14 protein-coding genes and 2 pseudogenes are annotated in these 14,417 nt (G+C 69.2%); 9 read left to right on the top strand and 7 right to left on the bottom strand.

All coding sequences use genetic code 11. From position 1 onward, the window contains the following. A complete protein-coding gene (locus AB0G47_RS06150) occupies positions 1-348 on the top strand; it encodes a hypothetical protein (RefSeq protein WP_360764551.1) in 348 nt (115 codons plus the stop codon). Positions 349-352: 4 nt separating this feature from the next. On the opposite strand, the gene AB0G47_RS06145 is transcribed toward AB0G47_RS06150, so the two are convergent. Beyond that, positions 353-1,093 carry an MBL fold metallo-hydrolase gene (locus AB0G47_RS06145; protein ID WP_360764549.1) on the bottom strand — a complete coding sequence of 247 codons (741 nt, stop codon included), beginning with the start codon at positions 1,091-1,093 and terminating at the stop codon, positions 353-355. A gap of 268 nt (positions 1,094-1,361) precedes the next feature. On the opposite strand from AB0G47_RS06145, the gene AB0G47_RS06140 reads away from it, so the two are divergent. The 3 genes and pseudogenes from AB0G47_RS06140 (at position 1,362) to AB0G47_RS06130 (ending at position 6,092) form a co-directional block, all read left to right on the top strand. Further along, complete coding sequence (locus tag AB0G47_RS06140; protein ID WP_360764547.1) at positions 1,362-1,766, top strand: MerR family transcriptional regulator; 405 nt, start codon at positions 1,362-1,364, stop codon at positions 1,764-1,766. A gap of 270 nt (positions 1,767-2,036) precedes the next feature. Beyond that, positions 2,037-3,385: pseudogene (locus AB0G47_RS06135) on the top strand (glycoside hydrolase family 15 protein); the annotation flags it as partial. A 187-nt stretch (positions 3,386-3,572) separates the two neighbouring features. Further along, positions 3,573-6,092, top strand: a complete 2,520-nt coding sequence (locus AB0G47_RS06130; RefSeq protein ID WP_360764546.1) for an NACHT domain-containing protein — start codon at positions 3,573-3,575, stop codon at positions 6,090-6,092. Between the two features lie 16 nt (positions 6,093-6,108). Here AB0G47_RS06130 and AB0G47_RS06125 read toward each other — a convergent pair whose 3' ends face one another. Next, complete coding sequence (locus AB0G47_RS06125; RefSeq protein WP_360764544.1) at positions 6,109-6,684, bottom strand: hypothetical protein; 576 nt, start codon at positions 6,682-6,684, stop codon at positions 6,109-6,111. 368 nt (positions 6,685-7,052) lie between these two features. After that, positions 7,053-7,445: a cupredoxin domain-containing protein gene (locus AB0G47_RS06120; RefSeq protein WP_360764542.1), complete on the bottom strand. Its 393-nt coding sequence runs from the start codon at positions 7,443-7,445 to the stop codon at positions 7,053-7,055. 274 nt (positions 7,446-7,719) lie between these two features. On the opposite strand from AB0G47_RS06120, the gene AB0G47_RS06115 reads away from it, so the two are divergent. The 3 genes from AB0G47_RS06115 to efeU are packed head-to-tail and all read left to right on the top strand — an operon-like array spanning position 7,720 to position 9,848. After that, positions 7,720-8,331, top strand: coding sequence for an iron transporter (locus AB0G47_RS06115; protein ID WP_360764540.1), 612 nt, complete (start codon positions 7,720-7,722; stop codon positions 8,329-8,331). 3 nt (positions 8,332-8,334) lie between these two features. After that, positions 8,335-8,973 carry a hypothetical protein gene (locus AB0G47_RS06110; RefSeq protein ID WP_360764538.1) on the top strand — a complete coding sequence of 213 codons (639 nt, stop codon included), beginning with the start codon at positions 8,335-8,337 and terminating at the stop codon, positions 8,971-8,973. A 53-nt stretch (positions 8,974-9,026) separates the two neighbouring features. Beyond that, positions 9,027-9,848: an iron uptake transporter permease EfeU gene (efeU, locus tag AB0G47_RS06105; RefSeq protein ID WP_360764537.1), complete on the top strand. Its 822-nt coding sequence runs from the start codon at positions 9,027-9,029 to the stop codon at positions 9,846-9,848. 52 nt (positions 9,849-9,900) lie between these two features. Here the strand turns inward: efeU and AB0G47_RS06100 are convergent. Together AB0G47_RS06100 and AB0G47_RS06095 are read right to left on the bottom strand one after the other, a co-directional pair. Beyond that, positions 9,901-10,131: pseudogene (locus AB0G47_RS06100) on the bottom strand (MFS transporter); the annotation flags it as partial. Between the two features lie 322 nt (positions 10,132-10,453). Beyond that, entirely contained in the window at positions 10,454-10,753 is a 300-nt protein-coding gene (locus AB0G47_RS06095) for a hypothetical protein (protein WP_360764535.1), read from the bottom strand. A 556-nt stretch (positions 10,754-11,309) separates the two neighbouring features. Between AB0G47_RS06095 and AB0G47_RS06090 the strand changes: the two genes are divergently transcribed. After that, entirely contained in the window at positions 11,310-12,635 is a 1,326-nt protein-coding gene (locus AB0G47_RS06090; RefSeq protein WP_360764533.1) for an FAD-binding oxidoreductase, read from the top strand. Here the strand turns inward: AB0G47_RS06090 and AB0G47_RS06085 are convergent. Continuing rightward, positions 12,610-13,248 (bottom strand): M20/M25/M40 family metallo-hydrolase, encoded by a 639-nt coding sequence (locus AB0G47_RS06085; protein WP_360765133.1) that lies wholly within the window; start codon positions 13,246-13,248, stop codon positions 12,610-12,612. The two genes, AB0G47_RS06090 and AB0G47_RS06085, sit on opposite strands and share 26 nt — an antisense overlap. On the opposite strand from AB0G47_RS06085, the gene AB0G47_RS06080 reads away from it, so the two are divergent. Continuing rightward, positions 13,228-13,362 (top strand): hypothetical protein, encoded by a 135-nt coding sequence (locus AB0G47_RS06080; protein WP_360765166.1) that lies wholly within the window; start codon positions 13,228-13,230, stop codon positions 13,360-13,362. The genes AB0G47_RS06085 and AB0G47_RS06080 overlap by 21 nt on opposite strands. 44 nt (positions 13,363-13,406) lie before the next feature. Here the strand turns inward: AB0G47_RS06080 and AB0G47_RS06075 are convergent, their stop codons facing one another. Continuing rightward, positions 13,407-14,312 (bottom strand): pantoate--beta-alanine ligase, encoded by a 906-nt coding sequence (locus tag AB0G47_RS06075; RefSeq protein WP_360764532.1) that lies wholly within the window; start codon positions 14,310-14,312, stop codon positions 13,407-13,409. Positions 14,313-14,417: the final 105 nt, after the last annotated feature.

The raw sequence follows: 14,417 nt of genomic DNA, 5'->3' as shown, positions 1-14,417 counted from the left end.
TTGCTTCTGTGGACCGGCCATACCGGCCCTGCTGAACACAGCGCATGTCGATCAAGAAACGTCACCGTCATCGACTGGCCGGCGCTGGAGAAGCTCGGCAGCGACGCGGCCACCGGCTCCGGCCTCGACTTCACCCGTAAGGCGAAGGCGTCCTTCACCTACACCGGCAGCAGCAGCTCACTGGTGGGCTCGCGTATGCCAAGGTCGTTGATCAGGCCGGCGAGATCGTGGGGCGCCGGACTCGTGGGCAACTCAGGTCGAAGCTGCACCACAGATATGGATTACCGGGACCGGATCGGCCCGTATGCGCCGGACGACCAGCCTGCGTGCCCGCAGGAGGCATTCTGAGTGATCACGTCGGCAGCTGCTGGGCCGCGTGGTGGTCGTGCGTCGGGATGATCGCGACTCGGTCCTTGACGGCGTACAGGCGGTGCAGCGTCCGGAAGGTCTCGTCCCGGTCTTCGTCGGCGAGCTCACCGGGGTAGCCGGCCTTTTGACGGATGAGGTCGATTTGGTCGGTGTGCCAGGCGGCGTCGCCGGCGAGCAGCACCCAGCCCGTTGCCGTGTGCGCCAGAACTCCGACGCTGCCAGGGGTGTGTCCGGCGAGGTCGACGAGCACGACGGAGCCGTCACCGAAGAGGTCATGGCTGGCGGCAAACGTGAGTATCGGCGGGCCGTCCAGTTCGTACTGGACGATGCCGCGGCCGCGCAGGGCCTCGCGGACGCCACCCACGGGTGCGGTAGGGCCTGGCATGACCCAGTTGTGTTCGCGGCGGTGCAGATGTACCGGCAGTTCGGGAAGATCGAGCAACCCGCTCACGTGGTCCCAGTGCGCGTGCGTCGGCAGCGCGAAATCCAGGTCGGAGCTCGGCCGCTCACGCAGCGCGGTAACGGTGGCGACGGTGTCTGCCGGGGGACGCACCGCGACCCGCAGGAATGCCGGCAATTCGGCAATGGCGCGGCTGCGGGCATCCAGGCAGACACTCGGATCCACGATGAACGTCGCTTCCGGGTGGGTGATCACGAACGACAGCAGCGAATTCATGATGCGCCGTGGCTGCCGCCGCCCCTCCACGACCATCGCGGTGGGCACCGACCGTGGCACCTGTCGCAGTGCGGACACGGTGACCGATACCGCCGTGTCCGGCAACCCCGCGTCGGTCAACCCGCGTAGAAACCGTTGGTCGGGGCGTCGGGGACGGACAAGCCCCGTTGCCAGGCTTGCGACCGCGCCGCAGCACGCGGCCAGCGTCGGTGATCTCACAGCTTCAGACATGGCAACGTTGCCCCTCTCTCGATCGGCTGGTGCCTTCGATGGCCGGACGGTATAACTTCAGGCCGACCTGAAGTAAAGGAGTGTGATGTCCGCACCGGAAATGAAGATCGGCGATGCGGCCGCCCTGCTCGGGGTGGCCACCCATGTCCTCCGGCACTGGGAAGACATCGGACTGCTCAGCCCGCGCCGGCTGCCCTCCGGGCATCGCGTCTACGACGTCCAGATCATCGGCCAGGCCCGGCTCATCCAAATCGGCCGGCGGGCCGGGCTGTCACTTGCCGAAATCGGCGAACTTGCCGCGGGGGAACGGGTCGACCGCATCGGCCTGGTCAACGCGAAGCGCACCCGGATCGCCGAACACATCGCGAACCTCGAACTGGCTGACCGGTTCCTGGCCCACCTGGTGCGCTGCGTACACCCGGTCATCTCCGACTGTCCGGAGTGCTCCTCCCTTGCGGAGCGGGGCGCGCGGTCAGCGGTCACCCGGTGATTCAGCGTGAGAACGTGTGCAGCGTGGCCGTGATGAACGCGTGCTTCTTCGCGTCCGCCGCGTTGTCCTGGACGTGCGCCGTGGCGTTCCACGCCTCCATGACGACCGGAGGGCCCTGTGCGTATCCAGCCCTCCACGGTGGTGCGTGTACGAGATCACAAGAGGTCAGGGATGGGTCCCTATCGCCGCCGAGTCCTGTCCGCATGGCTCCGTCTGACCCCCGCCTCGAGTAGCGGTCTGGCATGAAAGCAAGGCTTTCTCTCCAGGCCGATCTCCGAACACGGCCTGATCGGCGACCTTCGTACGACCGCCCTGGTCGGTACGGACGGGACCATCGACTGGTACTGCCGCCCGCGCTTCGACGCGCCCAGCGTGTTCGGGTCCATCCTCGACGCCGACCGGGGCGGGTCGTTCGAGCTGGCCGCCGAGGTCCCGACACGCACCAGGCAGTTCTACTTCCCCGACACGAACGTGCTGATCACGCGGTTCTTCGCCGCGGACGGGGTAGCGGAGATACAGGACTTCATGCCCGTGGTCGACGAGTCGCGGGAGGCGGCCCGGCACCGGCTGATCCGGCGGGTGATCTGCGTCCGCGGAACCCTCCCCTTCAAGGCGCGGATCGCCCCGCGCTTCGGCTACGGCGCCGAAGCGCACACCACGCACCTGAAGGCCACACGGCGGTGTTCCGCTCCCCGTCACTGACGCTCGCGCTGACCGCCACCGCACCCCTGGAAAGCGACGGCCTGGACGTGTGGTCGCACTTCAAGCTCCTCGAGGGCGAGTCCAACGTGTTCGCCCTCGACCAGATCGGCGACGACGCGGCCCCTCGGTCCTGTCCACGCGCCGAGGCGCAGGAGCAGGCCGAGGCGACGGTCAGGTTCTGGCGTCACTGGCTGGCCGGTTCGCGCTACCACGGGCGGTGGCGGGAGATGGTGAACCGCTCCGCGCTGGTGCTCAAGCTGCTCACCTACGCGCCGACCGGTGCGATCGTCGCCGCACCGACCACCAGCCTGCCCGAGCAGATCGGCGGCGAGCGCAACTGGGACTACCGCTACGTCTGGGTCCGCGACGCCGCATTCTGCGTCTACGCCATGCTGCGCCTCGGGTTCACCTTGGAGGCCGAGGCGTTCATGGGGTTCCTCGGCGAGCGCGGCATCATGCGTGGCACCGGTGCGACCGGCCCGTTGCAGATCATGTACGGCATCGACGGGCGCAGCGAGCTGCCCGAGTACGAGCTGCCGCACCTGGAGGGTTACCTCGGCTCCGCCCCGGTCCGGGTCGGCAACGCCGCCACCGGCCGGCTCCAGCTGGACATCTACGGAGCCCTGATCGACTCGATCTACCTGTACGACAAGTGGGGACAGCCGATCAGCAGCGCCCACTGGGACGAGGTCGGCGCGATGGCGGACTGGCTCTGCGAGCACTGGGACCAGCCCGACGAGGGAATCTGGGAGACCCGCGGGGGCCGGCGGAACTTCGTGTACTCGCGGCTGATGTGCTGGGTGGCGCTGGAGCGCGCGATCCGCATGGCGAACCGCCGCGGTCTGCCGGCGGACCTGCCCCACTGGCGGGAGTCCCGGGACGCGATCTACCGGCAGATCATGCGGCGCGGCTGGTCGGCCGAGCGAGGCGTCGACGGACACGCTGTGTCACGACACGACGAGCCCGCGGACACCTCCGCACCGCTCAACTTCGAAGACCCACTTTGATTTCGAAGCCGATGGCGTCTGCGCCAGCGTGTCGTGTTTGCGATTGCGGGCTCCGGTATGCGCTGCCCGTGCTCCCACGCGCCGATGACTCGGTGACGTGAAGTTCGTTGCGCGCAGTGAGGACGCTGCCTGGCAGGGCGGCGTGCCCGGGGTGGGGAGGACGAGGATGCGGCAACCACGCGATTCCGGAGTCAAGTTGCTGCTTGCGCTGGGCTTAGGGGCCATGGTGTTGGTGGTTGCCGCGGGGCTGGCGGTGGCCAGATCGGACGTGACGCATGATGAGAGGCAGGACCTGTTCGCGGTCCTGGCGCTGTGCCTCACCGGGGTCACGGCCGTAGCGGCGCCCCTGCTCACCCGGTTCCTCGGGGCGCCGTCCGAGAACCTGGACAGCCGCCTGGAACGCACTGCGGAAGCTCTCACCGTTGCGGTGCGCGGCCAGTGGAGGGCCGAGGCGCGTCTGCGGCGGCTGCAGGATCCGGCCCCGATGGATGTCCGCTGGGTACGGGCTGATCTCGGCCTCGGCGATCACCTTCACAACCTGCGGTACGACGCAGTCTCCGGCTCGCTTGAGGGGCCCGGCGGGGTCGACGAGCTGGTGGAGGCGTTCGCCACCTGCCCGGCCCGGCGTGTGGTGATCCTTGGCGGCGCGGGAGCCGGAAAAAGTGTCCTGGCGATACGCTTCACCCTGAGCCTGCTCGAGAGACTGCCGCAGGGTCGTCCACTGCCGGTGATCTTTCCACTGGCCACGTGGGACGCGGAGCGTGTCTCCCTGGTCGACTGGCTGGCTCAGCGCCTGGCCACCGACTACGAAGCACTGGGGGCCACCGCTCCGGGCGGGGCCGCCGCGCGGGAACTTCTTGCCCGCGAGTACATCCTTCCCATCCTGGACGGATTCGACGAACTCCCCGTATCTCTGCGTCCCTTGGCACTGCGTCGCCTCAATGCAGAGCTCGACGCGAACACCCCGCTACTGCTGACCAGCCGCCGGGACGAATATGTGCGTGTCGTCGAATCCACCGACGTACTGACCGCCTCCACTGTCCTGGAGCTGAAGTCGGTGGAGCTGGAGATGGCCTGCTCCTACCTGGCCGCCACGGCACCGCCCCTGCGCACGCCCGACGGACGACTGGAGACCGCATGGGCACCCGTTCTGGAGCGGCTGCGCCAGGATCCCGAAGGAACACCGGCTGCCGCACTACGCACCGTACTCAGCTCACCCCTGATGGTGGCGATGGCGCGGGCAGTCTGCGACGGCTCCCGCAGCGAACCCACCCGGCTGCTCGACGAACGGTTCCGTACGCCGCAGCACATCGAAGAGCATCTGCTCGATGCCTACCTTCCCGCCGTCTACAGCCCGTCCTCCACCGCGCCGTGGACCGCCGCACAGGCCCGGAAATGGCTGGGCCGCCTGGCCCGGCACGCCTGGAACGAGGGCGACGGAGTGGTCGCCTGGTGGCGTCTGGAAGCCGCCACGCCCCGGGTGTTCCGGGCATTTGCACCTGCCCTCTTCTCCGTCCTGGGCGCATGGATCGTACTGACCCTGCTGTTCGCAAGCCTGGATTCCAAGGTGTACGCGGGGTTCTGGGATACCGGTGAGCCGCAGTACTTCCTGCTGGTCAAAATCCCCTGGGTCATAGGCTTTAGCCTGGGGATCGCCCTGCTGACCCCACGTACCCACGCCTGGCCCGGACGTCGGCTGCCTTTCCTCCGGGCACGCAAGACACTGATCGTGCTAACCGTCGTCCTTGTCGACAGCCTCACCAAGTGGCTGGCCGACCAGGAGTGGCTGTGGGGCCACAAGGACGCAATGGACGGCCGGATTGATTGGGTGTTCTGGGCGGAGCGCGAGGGTTTCCAACTGAGCTTCGGGCTGATGACTGCACTGGCCTTCGGCTTCTTCGGCATCCGGCGCACTCCGCTGCCTGTGCTCCTGCCCCGGCGAGGCACCAGCGGGCTCAGTGCCCGCAGCCTCGGGCGTGCCCTGCTCCTGGGGACGGTGGTGGGCGCACAGGCCGGGGCGGTGATCTTCACTCTCGGTGCGCTGATCGCAGAGGCAGCGCGGGAGGCAACGCCCACGCCGCTGGCCTCGCTGGGGCTCGGAGCTGCGGCCGGCGGATTCCTCGGAGGGATCTCGGTGCTGGTCGGAGGGCTGTTCCATTCGCTGGACCGTCCCATTGATGTCGCGACGCCCACACGCAGTCTGCGCCACGACCGCACGGCCGCACTGGCCCGAGCCGCCTTCCTGGCCACGCTCTCGGGCGCGCTGCTGTTCGCGGCCCTGTGGGACGCCAACCCGGGCAACCTCCGCGGAGGTTGCGGCCAGATGTGGCTGACCATGGGATCCACGGCACTCGCCTTGAGTGCCTGGGGACGGTGGGTAGCCGCCCGCCTCTGGCTCGCGGCCCGCGGGCAGCTGCCCTGGCGGCTGATGGCCTTCATGCAGGACGCCCACGCCCGCGGAGTACTCCGACAGGCTGGCGCCATCTACCAGTTCCGGCATCTGCGGCTCCAGGAGCGGCTGGCCCCACGGACGTCGTCGGCCCCGCCGCCTACAATCCTTCCGCACCCAAGAGACGGCCGTCCTGGGGGTGTTCACGAACCGGGTGACCAGGCATGACAGAAGCAGTTGGAGATCACTGCCCACTCGGTCCTGAGCCGTTGGCCCAGGACGCCGATGGAACCCTGTCCCGTGCCGGGGTGGGAAAATCCGATGGACGCGGTTCTTCTGATGGTGAGTTCACCACCCGGCCGTCCGGTGCCACCACGATGGCGGCAGGCGCACGAAGAGCGTTCATGACGACCTTGAGCGCGGCCGACACCAGGTCCAACTGGCCTGCGGTGGCGACCTCGTCACCGAGTCGGGTGATCGCACGCAGTGGGTCCCGGCGAGCGCCGTACACCAGACGGTCCGCTGCCCGCTGCAGCCGGTCCCGCGCCGGCGCGAGCAACACCGCCACCAGCGCCGCCGCCACGACCCCGGGCAGTGGGCGACGGTCCAAAGCCGAGCCGACCAACGCGGTTGCCGCCAGGTAGACCGCGATCACCGCGAGGGTCAACGTCCCGTAGACGAGACCAGGTTGCTGCCGCTCGGGTGACCCGGCGCGTACGAGGCGAACGATTGTGCCCGCCCAGACAGCCAGGGTCGAAAGCACCAGCAGCGGCAGGCAGACGTCTGGAGTCGTATGGGCGATTTCGCGGTATGCCGCCATTGGGGTAACTCACGGTCCCCGCGTTGCCCGTTGGACGATTCCGAAACTCCCTTCACTGCTGTTTCACATTGATGTCCTCGGACCGCCACTTTTCGCCGTCGACGGGCCAATGGCGCGGGCGGTCGGGGGTGGCGATCGCCCGCGCCGCGCGCGGCAACTCAAGGCGGGGGACCGCAGACGTCGAGGCGCCACGCGGCCGATATCGCTCGGCACTCCCCACTGCGGCACGCCGGGCGCAAGTGTCACACCCGGCTGCGGCTGCCTCACCGCAGATGCCTCGGCGCCCGCCGGCGCCACGGACGGAGTCTCGGCGCTGTCGACGAGGCCACCCGGCGAGGGATTCCTCGGTAGCGGTCAGACCGGCCGGGCTACTTGGCCGTGACGGTGAACTCGCCGCGGATGCCGTCGCCCACCATGCCCGGCTTGCATGCCGTGGTGTACGTCCCGGGCTTGGACACCTTCACGATCATCGTGCGGGAGGTGCCGGGGCCGATGCCCTCGACCTCGCTGACGACCTTGCGGTCCGGTCCGTAGACGTAGAACTCGGTGATCTTGTCGCCTTCGTTGGACACCTTGAAGGCGATGGGCCCGGTCTTGGCGGAAGTCCTGGAGAGCTTGCAGGCGTCGTCGGTGGCCTCGACGGCGATGGCTCCGGACTTCGCGTCGCCGGTGTCGCTCTTTTCGGTGCAGCCGGTCAGTGCGGCAAGTGCGCCTGCCGCGAGCAGGGCCGCGGTCATGGGCTGGGGCATGCGAAGCGTCATGAGGTTCTCCAGGGGAGGGCGGAGGCGGGGGCGGGGGAGGCGGACGCAGTGTAAGCAACACAGTCGCCGGGCTGTCCAAATCTCGACCAACCCTGGACGCCTCGCGAGCGTTACCAACCACTCGCTCCCGCGCAACTCCCATGAAAACGACAGCCCGAACTCGCGGTAGCTGACCGCATTGAGCACTAATGCCCGAAGTATGAGGAGAGTTGACGCGGACGCACCATGGACTTAGGTTCGCCTAACCTCACTCCCCAACCGAAGGGATTCAGCCATGCCCAGATTGGTTCCTGCCGTCTGCCTGGCCGTGCCACTTGCCCTCGCTCTGAGCGCCTGCGGTGGTGCCGACTCGGACAAAAAGCCCGCCGCCCAGGGCAAGTCGAAGGAGACGGCCCCGGCCGGCGTCGCCCACCAGCACACCGTGCTGGCCGCGGAGATCGCGGCCCGGGGCGGCAAGGCGCGCGTGGGCGATTTCAACGTCGGCTACATCGTCGAGGCGGCCGAGCCGTGGTTCCACGCCGAACACGGCAAGCACGGCAAGCACGGCAAGCAGGTCCACCGGGCCCCGGCCAAGGACGAGACCCACCACATCGAGATCATCCCGATGGAGGCCAAGACCGGCCGCATCGTGCCGAACGTGCCCATCACACTCGAAGTGGTCAACAAGGACGGCAAGGTCGTCCAGGCCAAGAAGCTGAACTTCTACTACTCGGAGTTCTTCCACTACGCCAACAACTTCTCGATCCCCAAGGCCGGGAAGTACACCCTCCGCGCGAAGCTCGACGCCCCGACCTTCCTGCGGCACGGCGGCAGCGGCGAGAAGCCCGCGCTCAGCGAGCCAGCCACCGCCACGTTCCGCAACGTGGAACTCAAGCCGGAGAACTGACCGGTGGAATCCACCCTCGCCAGAGGCCAGGCCGACCCCGGATCCCGAACGGCCCGGGAACCGGGGCGGCCCGCCCTCGCCGTCGGAGACGAAAGCCCCGACCGTGCTCCGACACCTCCGTGGGCGCTGGTCGCCCTGGGCGTCCTCGCGTGCGCGGTCATGGCAGCGGCCTGCTGGACGGCCTCCCATGTCCACGCCGACCCGCCGTTGCTGGCCGCGGCCCGCTTCCTCCACCTCGCGGCTCTCGTCGTCGGGCTGGGTGCCGTGCTCGCCGTCGACTGGTTCGCGCTGCTCTGGCTGCTGGGACGTCGCCGACTGAGCGACGTCCTTCAGACCGCCTGCGCCCTGCACACCCCGATCTGGCTGGGGCTTGGCGGACTCGTCCTGTCCGGGCTGTTCCTCCGCCCGGATCTGGCCTCGCCGCTGACCTTGATCAAACTCGGACTCGTCCTCGCCGTCATGCTCAACGGCCTCTACGCGCAGTGGATCGGCCAACGCTTGGGGCGCCTGCAGGAACAACCCGAGTCCGAAGCCGGAAGCGTGCCACGACGCCTGCTGCTGCAGACAGGGATCGCCGCCTCGATCTCCCAGATCGGATGGTGGGGCGCCAGCCTCATCGGCTTCCTCAACAGTCACCACTAAAGCGACACCGCACGAATGAACCGACACCTCACGACCTTCGCCAGGAGACCTGCGTGCTCGCCAACTACCTGATCGGCCTGCGCGAGGGCCTGGAAGCCAGCCTCGTGGTCTGCATCCTCGTCGCCTATCTCGTCAAGAGCGACAACCGCGGCAAACTGCCGCCGATCTGGCTCGGCGTGGGCATCGCCGTCGGGCTGAGCCTGGCCGTGGGCGCGGTGCTGCAATTCGGCTCCTCCCAGCTGACCTTCGAGGCACAGGAGGCGCTCGGGGGCGGCCTGTCCATCGTGGCCGTCGCCCTGGTCACCTGGATGGTCTTCTGGATGCGCCGCACCGCCCGGCACCTCAAGGCCGAGCTGCAGGGCAAGCTGAACGAAGCCCTGGCCGTAGGCACCGGCGCGCTGGTCGCCACCGCGTTCCTCGCGGTCGGCCGCGAGGGCCTGGAGACGGCGCTGTTCATATGGTCCGCCGTCCAGGCGACCGGCGACGGCGTACGGCCCGTGATCGGAGCCGCGCTTGGACTGCTCACGGCCGTCGTCCTTGGCTGGCTCTTCTACCGCGGCGCGCTGCGCATCAACCTGGCGAAGTTCTTCACCTGGACCGGCGCCCTGCTCGTCGTCGTGGCAGCGGGCGTGCTCGCCTACGGCATTCACGACCTGCAGGAAGCCGACCTCCTCCCCGGCCTGGACGACCGGCTCTTCGACGTCAGCGCGACCATCCCTCCCGACAGCTGGTACGGCACCCTGCTCAAGGGCATCTTCAACTTCCAGCCCAACCCCAGCGTGCTCCAGGCCACCGCCTGGGCGCTCTACCTCGCACCCGTCCTGTTCTGGTTCCTGCGCCCACAGCCCGCCAAAGAAGCACAGACCCCGGCATAACCGTCGCCGGACTTCACTGAGTTGGTCGTCGAGGACGTCTGTGCGGAACGGTTCAGCTCGGTGCGTGCGCCTTTCCACGGCGGTCGGCGAGGGCGGACAGTGCGCCTGCGGCCAGGAGGACGGCCAGGGCCGCGTAGCCGTAGGTGAGGGTGGCGGCGGTGGCGCCCCCCGCCACGAGCAACGGGCCCCCGGCGTCGCCCAGTTCGCGGCCGAGTTCGGCCGAGCCCATGGTCTGGCCCATGCGCTCCTCCGGGGGCGATGCGGCGAGGGCGGCGAAGCCGAGGACCAGTGCGCAACGCGACGCGATATCGGACTGTGCTCTAGGGGCCCGAGTTGTACGCCGGCGTCCGGCGCGAGGCCGTGAGGCGGAGCTGGGAAACGAGGGACGCGGCCGGGCACTACGGCGTATGTCCAGCTTCTTGATGCCCGGCGACGACTCTTGGGAGACGACCACCCCGACACCCTCGTTCCGCCCCCGCCATCCGTGAGCGGCTCCTGATCACCCTTCACGAGGTGGACGACGAGGGCAGCGAGTCGGTCAAAGCCGCAGTCCTGGCCCTTGGGTGTGCACCACTCCTCGGCGGTACCGGGCTAGCCGCGAGGGGCTAGGGGTGGCCGTGTGGGTCGGGCATGCACTCTGGGGCGGGGATGCCGCTGTTCAGTGGATCGACAGATCCGGCCTTCACCTGGGCTCGCAGGCCGTCGATCTCCTGCTGCATCGACTGCAGTCGCCGATGGATCTCGAAGAGATAGCGAACCTTGGTACGCAAGATGGACGGGTCGATGGGCTTGAGGACAACGTCGGCCACACCGAGTAGAAATGCCGCAGCAGACAACTCGCGGGTGACGCCGAATCCGGTCAGCAAGACGATGGGGATGGACCGCGTTTGGTCCAGGCTGCGCATGATCGGCGGCACGGCAGGCCGAAGGGCTCGGGGGGCTTCGTGCCTGCCTCGGTGCCTTGCCTGGCTGGTGCGCGCCGGGACGCAACCCGTTCCGGTCAGAGATCCAACCTGGTGTGTGGTCGTGCCCGGGCGGGGCAGTGATGGGAGCGGTCAGTGGGTGGAGGAGCAGGGGCCGCCGTGGTGCCTGCGTACCGGAGGGTGGGTCGGCTTTGGCCTCGGTACTGCGCCTACCTCGTATGGACCCAGCGGAGGCGGAACGGGCCCGGCGGCGGTTCCGGGCCGAGGGCTACCTGCGGCTGCCCGGCCGGCTCGGTCCACGTGGCCTCGGTGAGTTGCGCGACGAGGCTGTGCGTCTGGAGATCGCCCGGGAGCCATCGCTCCTCATCCAGCTCTACGTTGCCCCGGTATCCGCCGCACCGCCCTCAACGTCGCCTACACCACCGTCGGTTTCACTCCCCGACACACCTGTTCCGCCAGGGACCCGTACGCCTTTGCATGGTGGGACGTCGGCCCTCGCCCGGCGGCATGTGTTCTGGCCCCCGTCACTAGGAGGATCGTGCAGGACAACGTGGAGATCGCTGTCGTTGGCACCGGAATGTTCGGATCGGCGGCGGCCAAGTATCTGAGTCGTGCGGGGGCCGATGTCATGGTGATCGGCCCCGTGCGGCACGGTGGCGAGGGCTCTGGCCGCGGTCATGAGCCCGCTGGCCTGGCACACTTCGCCGCGCACGAGGACGAGGCCCGGATCGTGCGGCAGATGGGCTGGGATCGCTTCTGGGGTGCCGTGGACTCCCGGTCGGCGGGGCGCCTGCGAGATATCGAGACGATTTCCGGGATCGATGTCTTCCACGAGTGTGGTGCCCTGGCCCTGATGCCCACGTCGCTCAAGGGCCGGAGCCAGGCCATGCTCCGGGCGAGCGCGGCTGACGGCATCCGGGTGCGGCGCCTCTCGGAGGCGGACCTGCGTGGGGAGTTCCCGGCCCTGGCCGTGCCGCCGCTGGCGGGTGGTACGGAGGGGCTGTGGGAGCGTGAGGGCGCCGGATACCTCAACCCGCGCCGGCTGGTCGAGGCCCAGCTCGCCCTGACGGTCAAGGAGGGCGGGCGCGTTCTGCGCGGCGCCGTGACCGCCGTACGCAGGGACGCGGCGGCCGGCCGGTGGCGGCTGCGGGTGGCGGACGACGAGGGGCAGGGGCAGTGGATCGGAGCGGAGAAGGTCCTCATCGCGGCCGGCTCACTGCTCAACCACAGCGACGCCCTCCCCGGTGAACTCGCCCTCGATCTACAGGTCTTCACCGAGCCCAACCTGCTCTACGAGGTCGAAGGCTCCCGACTCGGCCCGCTGCGCGACCTGCCAACCGTGGTGACGGTCGATCCCGAAGACACCGGAAACGCCAACCTCTCCCACTATCTGCTGCCTCCCGTCCGCTATCCCGACGGCAAGTGGTATCTGCGGATCGGCCCGGGCATGCAGCCCGCTGTGCGGCAACTGCGCACGCCACAGGAGATCGGCAACTGGTACGCACGGCGACGCATCACAGCCGAGCAGTCCTCGCTCCTGGCCCGGATGATGCGCCTGATGGTCCCCGGCCTGGCGCCGGTCGCCGTACGGGAATCCTGCTGCGTCGTGGACAAGACCCCGACCCGCTACCCGTACATCGGGCACCTCGACGGGGATGAAACCCTGACCGTGGCGGTCGGCGGCAACGGCCACGGCGCCCGAGGCTCGGATGAGATCGGCCGGCTCGCCTCGACCGTGGTCCTGGGGCAGCCCTGGGACCTCTCGCTGCCGCGGGAGACCTTCGCGCCCATCACGGCGCCCCGCGGGCGAGCGGGCGACAGCGCCCGCCCGGAGTATCTCAAGCCGCCCTTCGGCCTGTGCTGACCTCTCCGCCGGTGAGGTGGTGCAGGGCCACGGCGGCGTGGACGGCGATGCCGGTGGCCATGGCGGTTTCGTCGAAGACGACGCGGTTGGAGTGGCAGTCCGGGGCGCTGTCGGCGGGAACCTCGGGTGGGCGGGCGCCGAGCAGCGCCATGGCGCCGGGGACGCCTTCGAGGACGTAGGAGAAGTCTTCGGCGCCCAAGACCGGTTCGGGCAGGTCGTGGACGAGGCCGGGGCCGAGCAGGGCGGTGGCGGCCTCGCGCGCGGTGGCGGTGAATGCGGGGTCGTCGCGGACGGGCGGGTAGCTCTCGGTCAGGGTGAGGTCCGCTTCGGTGCCGTGTGCGGCGGCGACATGGCGTACGACCCGCTCGATTCCCGTACGGAGGCGGCGGCGCGTCTCGGGGGGCAGGGTGCGAAAGGTGCCGTGCAGTTCGGCGGTCTCGGGGATGTTGGTGGTGGTGCCGGCCCGGATGTGGGCGATGGTGAGGACCGCCGGGTCGAAGACGTTCACGGTGCGCGTGACCAGGGTCTGCAGGGCCTGCACGATTTCACAGGCCACGGGGATCGGGTCGAGGGCGAGGTGCGGGGCCGAGGCGTGGCCGCCGCGGCCGCGCAGGGTCAGGAGGGCCTGGAGGATCTGCGGGGTCTGGTCGGGCAGCCCCAGGGCGAGGCGTTCGTCCAGGCCGCCCCCATCAGCTCCCTGCTCAGCTGCACCACTTCGGGAACGTAAAGGCGCATGGTGCGACCCGCGCCGTCCCGCAGGTGTGAGGGAAACTACGCCCGGCCGCTGCGGAGTTCCGCAGAGCGGGCTGACAGGCCGCTTGAATGTGCCTTGGTGGGCCGGGAGCTGAGGTGTAGGGGCATGCCGTCGATGAGCCGGGTGGTGCCTAAGCGGACGGCGGCGAGGAGCCAGGCAGGGCCGGAGGCGGGCGCGGGCCCGAGGAGTGGGTCGGTGAGGTTCAGGTACAGGGTGTGCATCGGGGGGTCGCCGTATTCGGCCGCGGTGAGCAGGGCGCGGGCGGCGGCGAGGACACCCTCCGCGTGGGTACCCGCCCGGGCGGCTGTGACTGCGGCGGTCAGGGCCTGGGGCAGGGCCAGGCCCGCTGTGCGCTCTTTCGGGGACAGGCGCAGGTTGCGGCTGGACAGGGCCAGGCCGTCGGCCTCGCGTACGGTCGGCACGCCGACGACCTCGACCGGCACGTCCAGGTCGAACACCATCCGCCGGAACAGGGCGAGTTGCTGGAAGTCCTTCTCGCCCAGGAACACCGCTTCGGGGCGTACCAGGTTGGTCATCTTCAGCATCACGGTCAGCACGCCCTCGAAGTAGCCCGGGCGGCCGTGCGCTTCCAGAACGGCGCCGCGCTCGCCGGCGTCGACGCGCACGAGCGGGCCGCGGTCGCGGTAGACCTGCTCCGTGGAGGGCGCGTACAGAACCTCCACGCCGAGGTTCGCGCACAGGGCGCGGTCGGCGTCCAGCGTGCTGGGATAGGTCCGCGGGTCCTCGTACTGCAGCGGGTTGACGTACACCGTGACCACCACGTGGTCGCAGCGGCGCCGGGCCTGCTCGATGAGGGCCGCGTGCCCGGCGTGCAGGGCACCCATGGTGATCACCAGCCCGACCGGTCCGACCAACTCCGCTCGGACCGCGAGGAGCTCCGCCCGCTCGTCGATCACCTGCACTCTGCGCCCCCGGAGGTTTGCCGTTGTGGCCGATCACCGCCGATCGCCAACGGTCGCCCACCGTAACGGGGAGATCATGTTCGCTTCCAGAGCGGTTCCGGCCAT

It is taken from the genome of Streptomyces sp. NPDC021622 (genome assembly GCF_040640795.1).
In the GTDB taxonomy this organism is placed as follows: domain Bacteria; phylum Actinomycetota; class Actinomycetes; order Streptomycetales; family Streptomycetaceae; genus Streptomyces.
This window is presented reverse-complemented; position numbering and strand designations above follow the sequence as displayed.